The organism is Candidatus Electronema sp. PJ, from assembly GCF_048287395.1.
GTDB lineage: Bacteria > Desulfobacterota > Desulfobulbia > Desulfobulbales > Desulfobulbaceae > Electronema.
Map to the genome: position 1 here is coordinate 45020 of NZ_JBLWEO010000006.1, position 9736 is coordinate 54755.

The window sequence follows — 9736 nt, forward strand, 5'->3', positions numbered from 1 at the left end:
CCTATTACTTCTCAATCGACAACACAGCGATGTAGGAATCCATCGCCACGGGCTGCCCAGTTTCAGGATACGGCTTCAGTTCCTTCAGGGTAATGGTGCGGTCGTTGTAGGGATAGCTCTGTTGATACTGGGGATTGGTGTTTAACACCGCTGCTTGATTGCCATCACCTGTGAGTTCCAAGACAATTTCCGCATTACCTTGCCAAGAACATTGTTCCCCGCTCGGACAACGCGAATCACTGGTGACAGCACTAAAATTGATGCGCATTCCGTCCTCTTCATGCGAGGTATTATACTTTAATTCGATGAGTTTGGGCGGAGTTGGTTCTGTAGGTTTGTCTTGCACACAGGAAGTTATCAATACAGCCAAACAACCACAGAAGAGCAGAATCTTGTTCATTTTGTTCTCCTATCAATTCGTTAAGTGGAACTTTTGTCTAAGCCAGCAAGAAGGATTTACAGTAAAATGCAACTCAGTTACAGAGAAATGCAACTCAGTAAGCAAAGAGTTGTACTCGTTTGCCAAGGAGTTTGGCTCGGCCAGAAAGGAGTTGTACTTGGCAGAAGAGAAGTTCGGCTTGGCTAAACTGCTTTCCTGTTAAGCCGCAAAGGAATTTGGCCGACTATAACTCCTTTCCAAGTCGGCAGAACTCCTTTCTTGCCAAACCAAACTCCTTTCCTACTTAGCCAGACTCCTTTTCTGCCGACTCCAACTCCTTTGCAAGTCGGCAAAACTCCTCTGTGGCCAAGCCAAACTCCTTTGCCAGCGAGCAAGAAAGGAGCCAATTCGCTCGCCGCTGCAATCTAACTACCCTGGATTAGGCGGCGCAGCGGGCGGCAATTGCCAACAGCTCACTATATTGATTTTCTATCGAGCGCACCAGCGCAAACTGTACTCTGGCGCGAAAAAGGTTTTGCTCTGGATGATCAACCTTGAAATAGCAATTCCCTGCCAGGTAATCGCTGTAAAAACGCAGCCCCAACTCCAAGCTGATTAAGTGGGCACTGGCGACCAGCAGTCGCTGGTCTTCAGGTGTGAGCAGAGGCGTTTGATGTGAGAAGTAGCCAGTCAGGACAGCCGCAAAGATCTCCTGGTCAAAGAGCACCTGTGCCAAATTTGTCACTTCCTCTCCCAAGGTATTGCAGCAGGAACGCAGGCAATCGCCAAGATCATGCAGAAGCAGGCCCGGCTTAACTGTGTCTAAATCCACTAAGCTGATGACCTGTGCCCCATCCTGGGAGAAAAGAAAGTTCCCTACCTTGGGATCACCATGAATCGTCTGCACCGTAATTGTTCCCTGCTGGCGGGCTGCTTCGAGCACGTTCATGCTTTCCCGCCGCGCATGAATAAAATCAGCGCAGTCAGGTACTTCTGGCAAACAGGCGGTCAGGCGCAGCGCATCATACTTGGCCAAATACAAAGGGGTATTGTGAAAGCCAGGTAAGGTGTCGGCGAGAGGAGGCTGAGGCAAGGAGGCCAGCAAGCGGTGAAAGAGACCGAGGGCTGTGCCGATCGCTTGGGCTTGGCTGACTTCGCTGATTGCTTCAATGGCTTGCGTAGCATCAAGGTAGGAAAGCATTCGCCACCATGCGCCATCGCTGTCAAGCCAAGCTGTTTGCCCTGTTGCATTGGAAAGTACCTGAAAAACCTTGAATCTATGGTCATTTACCAGACAATTCTGCAAATGCTCTGTGACCCGACAGAGATTAGCTTGCACCAAAGCAGGTTCAGGGAAAACCGTTGGATTGAGTCGCTGAACTACATAGTGTTGTCCCTGTTCTGTCTCAGCCAGCCAGGTGTCATTTACTCTGCCTTTGCCGAGTGGAGCGAGTGAGGCCAGCTTTTCGTCAGGACGAAAAAAGGCAAAGGCTTGACTGCAACGGGTGGTCATGACTGTCTTTTCCTTGCTAACCAGAAGATCTCTCCAAAAACAAAGGGTAGGCAAAGAAGCCTGCCCTTACCGAGTTATCAGGAAACTTTTTCCTTACTCTTCATACTTCAAGGCCACGTATTTGCTGTACTCACCAGCCCGCACCCGCAGCAGCACCTGCTTAGAACCGCTGCCTTTCTTGAGAGCATCTTTCAGCTCTGCCAGTGTGCGCACCCGTACCTTATTGACCTCCTCAATCAGCTGCCCTGGCTCAATGCCCACATTGTCCGCAGGGCTGCCTGCCTCAACTTCAGCGACAATTACGCCCTGGCCTTTGCTGTAACCAAACTGATCAGCCAGTTCAGGAGTCAACTCTCGCAAGGTCAGGCCGAGTTTATCTAAGACAGAACCGCTCTGGAGCTTCAGTTTGGCCTTTGCACCTTCGCTGAAATCGGAAGGCTGCTCGGCAATCAGTACGCTTATTTGCTGTTGACGGCCCTCGCGGATAATGTCTAACGTGACAAACGTACCAGGCGTAGTCATAGCGATCCGGTTGCGCAGATCACTCACATCGGTCAAAGGTGCACCGTTCAAGGCCAGCACCACATCGCCTTGTTTGAAGCCAGCCTTTTCCGCTGGGGAATCAGGCGTTACTTCAGAGACCAAAATGCCTTCTGTTTTCCCTAAACCAAAGGATTGGGCCAAATTCTCATCTACATCCTGAATGATCAGTCCCAACCAGCCTCGGACAACTTTCCCGTGGCTGCGGAGTTGCTCCTCCACTGATTTGGCCATGTTAATTGGGATGGCGAAACCAATCCCCATATAACCGCCAGTACGCGAGAAGATGGCGGTATTAATCCCCACAGCTTGGCCACGAATATTCAGCAGCGGCCCGCCAGAGTTGCCAGGGTTGATCGCAGCATCGGTTTGGATGAAGTTTTCGTAGTCATTGATCCCAATTCGGTTACGACCTTTCGCTGAAACTACGCCTACAGTGACGGTTTGACTCAGCTCAAAGGGACTGCCGATAGCGATGACCCATTCGCCTACTTCAAGTTGATTGGAGTCTCCTAGGGGCAGAACAGGTAAATTCTTTGCTTCAATCTTGATCAAAGCTACATCGGACTGAGGATCAGTACCAACTACCTTAGCGGTGAACTCGCGCTTGTCTGCGAGCTTGACTGTAATCTTGTCCGCATCTTCAACCACGTGATTGTTAGTAAGAATCAGGCCGTCCTCAGCAATGATGAAGCCTGAACCAGCTCCTTCCTGCTTGGGTATCCGGCGTTGCGGCTGTGGTTGTTGCTGCTGGAACTGTTCAAACTGATCGCCAAAGAACCGCTTGAAGAAAGGATTGTCGAAAAGTTCTTCCATCTCTCTGCCGCCAGGCCCTTTGAGGCTTTTCTCTACGCTGATATAAACCACCGCAGGCCCGGCCTTCTTAACCACTGAAGTAAAGGCCTTGCCGGAACGCTCCAGCATGGCAATGTCGTTGTCCTGCGCGGCAGCGGGGGGAATTGCCGACAGAACAAAACAGAACAAACAGGCGGCTATTACTTGCAGCCGCGCCAACTCGTGCTTCTGTCGCATCATTTGTGCAGCTCCACGGATTAAAGGGTTGTAAATGCAGGATGCAGGGGAAGAAGACATGTTTCTCTCTCCTAACCTGCGAACAGACTATACTGTGATACGCCCTACCCGAATCGTCAAGGACGATTGCGCAAATTCGCGTTGTTTTTCAACTCACATTAATGTGGAATACAGCGCAAGAATTTACATTTTTGCAGGAAACAAGCAGGAACAATAAAACGCTTTATCGTTAGAAAACGATTAATTATCAATGTGATTTGAGTGTTTCAGGAAACAGGCATGGACTTTGCTTATGTTGCTTGAAACAGTGATCCTCAAAGCAACAGAGCGCGGCCTGCTGGACAACGTTCAGTGTCAATTAGGCCAGAGAGAAAAATTATGAACAAGGCAGACACCGCTTTCATCCTGGCGGCAGCAGGATTGGTTTTGCTGATGACTCCAGGGCTTGCGCTGTTTTACGCTGGAATGGTGCGCAGTAAGAATGTGCTCGGCACGATCATGCAAAGCCTGATGATGATCGCCATCATCTCGATGGAATGGGTCTATATCGGCTACACTATGTCGTTTGGCCCGGACGTAGGCGGCGTGATTGGCAGCTTATCGTGGTTTGCCCTGCGGGGTGTCACTAATGCGCCCAGCGCGGACTACGCAACCACCATCCCGCAAACGGTATTCATGATCTACCAGTGCATGTTTGCGGTGATCACCCCGGCACTGATTGCCGGAGCTTTTGCAGAACGGGTCAAATTTGCTCCGTTTGCGCTGTTCAGTCTGCTTTGGGCGGTGCTGGTTTACAACCCGGTCTGCCACTGGATTTGGGGCAAGGGCTGGATGGCCAGCCTGTCGGTGCCGGTGCTGGATTTCGCGGGCGGATTGGTAGTGCATGTCACCTGCGGCGCAGCGGCTTTGGCAGCGATTCTGGTGATCGGCCCGAGAAAAGGCTATGGCCGGGACAGCTTCATGCCCCACAACCTGCCGATGACCATGCTGGGCACTGGTCTGCTTTGGTTCGGCTGGTTTGGTTTCAACGGCGGCAGTGCCTTGGCAGCGGACGGCGTGGCAGCCACTGCCTTTGTTGCCACTCATTTAGCGGGAATGGCTGGCATGGCCGCTTGGACATCGGTAGAATGGCTCAAGCTCGGCAAACCAACCACCCTTGGCGCAGCTTCTGGGGCCATTGCTGGCTTGGCGACCATCACTCCAGCAGCCGGTTTTGTCGGGCCAAATGCAGCCATCGTCATTGGCCTGATCGCTGGCGTGGTCTGTCATTACGCAGTCAGCATGAAAGGCAAGCTCGGCTATGACGACTCATTGGACGTGGTTGGCATCCACGGCGTGGGCGGCTTGATCGGCAGCCTGCTGCTCGGCGTTTTCGCCTCGAAAGCAGTGAACCCAGCCGGAGTTGATGGTCTTTTAGCCGGAAGCGCGAGCCAGCTCCTTGCGCAAATCATCGGCGTGGTAGTGGTTGGGGTGTATGCCTTTGTCGTTTCTTGGATTCTGGTGAAAGTCATCAACGCGATGATGGGAATGCGCTTGTCCGAAGAGAACGAAGTGCAGGGCATGGATTACAGCGAACACGCGGAGACTGCCTACAATTAACTGTTTCCATTTTTCGTGCTGCGCTGTATGGTGTGCCGTTTGCAGGCGGACGGCAGCAAGGGCCTGAACAATAACAGATGAGGTAGCGATGAAAAAGGTTGAGGTTATCATCAAACCTTTTAAACTTGACGAGGTAAAAGAGGCCCTGAATGCCATCGGCATCAAGGGGATGACCATTTCCGATGTCAAGGGCTATGGCCGCCAGAAAGGGCATGTCGAAGTCTATCGCGGAGCAGAGTACCGGATTGATTTTCAGCCCAAAATCAAGCTGGAAATCATCGTCGAAGCCGAGCTGGTGGAGCGCGTGATTGAGGTAGTGGTCAATGCCGCCCGCACCGGCAAAATCGGCGACGGCAAGATATTTGTCCTACCTGTGGAGCAGGTTGTGCGGGTGCGGACAGGAGAAACCGGCAGTCAGGCGATTTGATGGCTTTGGAACTGCGCAATCGGCAGCAAGTGCAGGAAGACCTCTGGCAGCAGGGATTGAGCGGTCATGCGCTGCTGGCCCGGCACACTGAGCTGGTCGATGCCTTTCTTATTGAGCAGTTCCAGTCTGCCCCGGCGGTGCGGCAGGCAGGCGGGGCAATTGCCCTGATCGCTCTGGGCGGTTATGGTCGCCGCGAGCTATACCCCTTTTCCGACATTGACCTGCTTCTCCTTCATGATCGGGCGGCGGAAAAGAAGATACGCGAGGCGGCGGAATCTATTCTGTACCCGCTCTGGGACGCAGGCTTTCAGGTTGGTCACAGTGTGCGCACAGTCAAAGATGCAGTACGCTTCGCCGGTGAGGACTATCTCTTCCAAGTCGCTCTGCTTGATGCTCGCCTGCTGGCCGGGTCTGAGGTGCTGTTTCAGGACTTGCTGAATCTGTACCGAAAGAAGATTATTGAAGGCAGCCGGGATAAGTTTGTCCGCACCATGCACAATCTGCGGGCCGAGCGGCGGCAGAAATACGGCACCCACTCTTACCTGCTGGAGCCGCAGATTAAGGAAGGCAAGGGCGGCCTGCGCGACATTCAGGCCATGCTTTGGACAGCAAAGGCGGTCTTCGGCTTGGACGGCCTGACTGCACTGGAAGACTCCGGGATGCTCACTGCCGAGGAACGGAGCGGCTTTGCTGCTGCGTGGGATATGCTGATCAGCATCCGCGTTCAGCTGCACCGCCTTAGCCGTCGGCAGAATGATCGTCTGTTCTTTGAATATCAAGAGGAATTGGCCGCTGTCTTTGGCTGCCAAGATCAGGATGGAATGCGGGCGGTGGAGCATTTTATGCGCCAAGTATATAGCTGCCTCCAGACTGTGGCCGTGACCACTGACCTCTTTTTCGAGCAGGTGCAGGAGAATCTTCGCCTCAGCGGCAAAGACAGCCGCGAGCAGGAACTTGAGCAGGGCATCGTCGTCCGGGCAGGCAGCCTCCGCCTGACAGCGGCTGATGCCCTGCTCGCTCAACAGCCCCATCTGCTGCTGCGCTTGTTTCTGCACGCCGGACGCAGCGGCCTGCCGGTGCATCACCGCACCCGGCAGATGCTCACCCGCAGCCTGTTTATGGCGGATGAGGCGTTCCGCAGCTCCAAGCGGGCATTCAAAGCCTTCAGCGGCCTGCTGCTGAGTGACAATCCGCAGCCCGCCTTGGAGACCATGCTGGAGACCGGCCTGCTCACCGCCTATCTGCCGGAATTCGCTAAGGTGGAGTCGCTGGCCCAGCACGATCTGTATCATATCTGCACGGTTGATCGGCATCAGCTCCAGACCGTGGCTGAATTAGCCAAGCTGCGCCGCAGCGAACCAGAGCTGTCAGCTGCGGTGGCCGAGCCGCAGCTTCTTTGTTTGGCCGGGCTGCTGCACGACATCGGTAAAGGCCGGGGCGCGGATCACTCGGTGTTGGGCGCGGAATTAGTCAACAGCATCGGCCTGCGTTTGGGTCTCGACAGCAAGGAACGTGAGCGGCTCGCCTTTCTGGTACGATGGCATCTCTTTCTGCCGGAGAACGCCCTCCGCCGCGACTTGTCTGACCACGCCTTTATCCGCGAGGCAGCCCGGCTGATCGGCGACCAAGACATGCTGACCATGCTGTATCTGCTGTCGATTGCTGACTCCAAAGCTACCGGCCCTTCGGCGTGGTCAGATTGGAAGGCCGCCTTGATGGCCAAGCTCTTCCTGAAGGTGCGGGCCTGTTTGGAATCCGGCTGCACGGCAGAGGAATATTGCGGCCAAAGCGAAGCGCAGGGCGCGGCTTGGCTGCGCGAGCAGGCGGCGGCCCGCCTTCTTCCCAGCGAAGAGATCAAAATGCCGCTGGCCGAGCTGCCTGCCGATTATCTGACCAGCTTCAGCCCGGAGGAAGTGGTACGGCATCTGCGTCTGCACCGTGATCAGGCCGCGCTGCTCCAGCAGAAGGTGCTGCTTTTCCCGGAAGAGCGGCAGGGCCATTGGCCGCTGCTGATTCTCTGTCGTGACCGGCACGGGCTGCTGGCAAAGATATGCGGTGTGCTGTCGCTGCACAACCTTTCTGTGCTGGCGGCGAAGATATTCACTTGGCCGGACGGCACGGTCGTGGATGTCTTGGACGTGAAGCCGACCGCGCAGATCACCTTTGCCGAGCAAAACTGGCAGGCTTTGGCAAACGACCTCAACCGGGCCGTGAATTACCACTTGAATGTGGGTCTGCAACTGCACAGCAAGCTGGAAGGCTTGAGCCGCAGGCCCGCTGTGCAGCAGGCGAAGACTGAGGTGGTGATCAGCAATGCTGCTTCAGATCAATACACGGTGATTGAGGTTTATGGCTGCGATCATCTGGGTGCGCTGTATCAGCTCACGCAGACCTTGTCTGATTTCCGCCTGAGCATTCACCGGGCGAGAATCGCCACTGAGGTCGAGCAGCTGATTGACGTGTTTTATGTGACCAGCGAAGACCGCCGCAAGATTGAGGATGCGGCTTTGCTGGCGGCAATCAATCATGCCTTGCTTCATATCCTCGGCAACGAGGCGCGGTAGGGGCAAAGATTTTTCGCCCATACTATTATATATTGCACCTGACTGTCTGGCGAGCCAGACGTTATTATTCACCAAGCACAAGGAGACACAAGAGATGACCCGCGACGAGATTATGCAAATCATTGAGGAACAGAATGTCCACTTCTTCCGCCTTCAGTTCGTTGACATTCTCGGCTTCATGAAGAACATCGCTGTGCCTTTGAGCCAGATTGAGAAGGCTCTGGACGGCAAGATGATGTTCGACGGCTCCTCCATTGACGGCTTCGTCCGCATCAACGAGTCCGACATGTACTTGAAGCCGGACTACAACACCTTCACCGTCCTGCCGTGGCGGAACCAGAACGGCACCAACGCCGCCCGCATCATCTGCGACGTGTACAACCCGGACGGCACCCCGTTCTCCGGCTGCCCGCGCAACAACCTGAAGCGCGTGCTGGCGGATGCAAAGGCGATGGGTTACACCATGAACGTGGGCACCGAGGCTGAGTTCTTCTTGTTCGAGAAGGACGAGGAAGGCCGCGCCACCACCAAGACCAGCGACGTGGCCGGCTACTTCGACGTTGACCCGGACGACTGCGGCATCAACTGCCGCCGCGAGATCATCGAGACCTTGGAGGCGATGGGCTTCGAGATAGAGGCTTCCCATCACGAGGTTGCCGAGGGCCAGCACGAGGTCAACTTCAAGTACGCCGACGCACTGACCGCCGCAGACAACACCGTCACCTTCAAGTGGGTTGTCCGCTCCATCGCCGCCGAGTACGGCCTGCACGCGACCTTCATGCCGAAGCCGGTTTTCGGCATCAACGGCTCCGGGATGCACACCAACCAGTCGCTGTTCAACGCCGACGGCACCAACGCCTTCTTTGATCCGAACGGCCCGCTGCAACTGTCTGAAATCGCCTACAAGTACATCGCGGGCATCAGTAAGAACGCCGCTGGTTTCGCCGCTGTCACCAACCCGCTGGTCAACTCCTACAAGCGGCTGGTGCCTGGCTACGAGGCCCCGGTGTATATCGCTTGGTCTGCGTCCAACCGTTCAGCAATGATCCGCATTCCGGCTTCTCGCGGCCTTGGCACCCGGACTGAGGTGCGCTGCCCGGATCCGGCCTGCAACCCGTATCTGGCCTTCGCCATGATGCTGAACTCCGGCTTGGACGGCATCAAGAACAACCTCCAGGCTCCGCCGCCAGTCAACCACGACATCTTCGAGATGACGGCTCAGGAGAAGGAAGCTGCGGGCATTGCAAGCCTGCCGGGCAGCCTGAAAGAGGCCATCGAGGCCCTGAAGGCCAACCCGCTGGCCAAAGCGACGCTCGGCGAGCATATCCTCAAGAACTACATCGAGAACAAAAAGAAGGAGTGGGATGACTACCGCATCGCCATCACCGACTGGGAGATCAAGCGGTATTTGAGCAACTACTAAGCGGCAAAGTCTTTTGGGGCGGTAATCAATACCGCCCCGTCTTTTTGTCCTCTGCACCCTCCCCTGTTGCAAGCCAGCCTTTCCGTATTTCCAGCACGTTTCCTCTGAACCCAGCTATTAGCCCCCTTGCATAAGTCGAGCCTGCCGTGTACCTTGTGTGAATGAGATACGAAAGTGTGCAACGTTTGAGTGATGAGGATTTTAAGCGATCGACAGGTGTTGAGCGTTCGACCTTCGCCAGGATGCTTGAGGTTGTCGA

At 55.0% G+C, this 9736-nt stretch carries 8 protein-coding genes; 4 read left to right on the top strand and 4 right to left on the bottom strand.

Annotated features, from left to right (window positions below; genetic code table 11):
* Positions 1 to 4 precede the first annotated feature (4 nt).
* The 3 genes from ACNKIB_RS00970 to ACNKIB_RS00980 form a co-directional block, all read right to left on the bottom strand.
* Positions 5 to 400: a hypothetical protein gene (locus ACNKIB_RS00970; protein ID WP_417908668.1), complete on the bottom strand. Its 396-nt coding sequence runs from the start codon at positions 398 to 400 to the stop codon at positions 5 to 7.
* Positions 401 to 818: 418 nt separating this feature from the next.
* Positions 819 to 1892 carry a phosphotransferase enzyme family protein gene (locus tag ACNKIB_RS00975; RefSeq protein ID WP_417908669.1) on the bottom strand — a complete coding sequence of 358 codons (1074 nt, stop codon included), beginning with the start codon at positions 1890 to 1892 and terminating at the stop codon, positions 819 to 821.
* 93 nt (positions 1893 to 1985) lie between these two features.
* Positions 1986 to 3467: a DegQ family serine endoprotease gene (locus tag ACNKIB_RS00980; protein ID WP_417908670.1), complete on the bottom strand. Its 1482-nt coding sequence runs from the start codon at positions 3465 to 3467 to the stop codon at positions 1986 to 1988.
* A gap of 372 nt (positions 3468 to 3839) precedes the next feature.
* On the opposite strand from ACNKIB_RS00980, the gene ACNKIB_RS00985 reads away from it, so the two are divergent.
* The 4 genes from ACNKIB_RS00985 to glnA all read left to right on the top strand — a co-directional run bounded on the left by ACNKIB_RS00985 (position 3840) and on the right by glnA (position 9477).
* A complete protein-coding gene (locus ACNKIB_RS00985; protein WP_417908675.1) occupies positions 3840 to 5063 on the top strand; it encodes an ammonium transporter in 1224 nt (407 codons plus the stop codon).
* Between the two features lie 88 nt (positions 5064 to 5151).
* On the top strand, positions 5152 to 5490 hold the full coding sequence (locus ACNKIB_RS00990) for a P-II family nitrogen regulator (protein ID WP_417908671.1): 339 nt from the start codon (positions 5152 to 5154) through the stop codon (positions 5488 to 5490).
* Positions 5490 to 8054, top strand: coding sequence for a [protein-PII] uridylyltransferase (gene glnD, locus ACNKIB_RS00995; protein WP_417908672.1), 2565 nt, complete (start codon positions 5490 to 5492; stop codon positions 8052 to 8054). Before ACNKIB_RS00990 ends, glnD begins: the two co-directional genes overlap by 1 nt.
* Positions 8055 to 8148: 94 nt before the next feature.
* Positions 8149 to 9477 (top strand): type I glutamate--ammonia ligase, encoded by a 1329-nt coding sequence (gene glnA / locus ACNKIB_RS01000; protein ID WP_417908676.1) that lies wholly within the window; start codon positions 8149 to 8151, stop codon positions 9475 to 9477.
* A gap of 25 nt (positions 9478 to 9502) precedes the next feature.
* On the opposite strand, the gene ACNKIB_RS01005 is transcribed toward glnA, so the two are convergent.
* A partial coding sequence (locus ACNKIB_RS01005; RefSeq protein WP_417908673.1) for a hypothetical protein occupies positions 9503 to 9736 on the bottom strand: 234 nt, incomplete at its 5' end.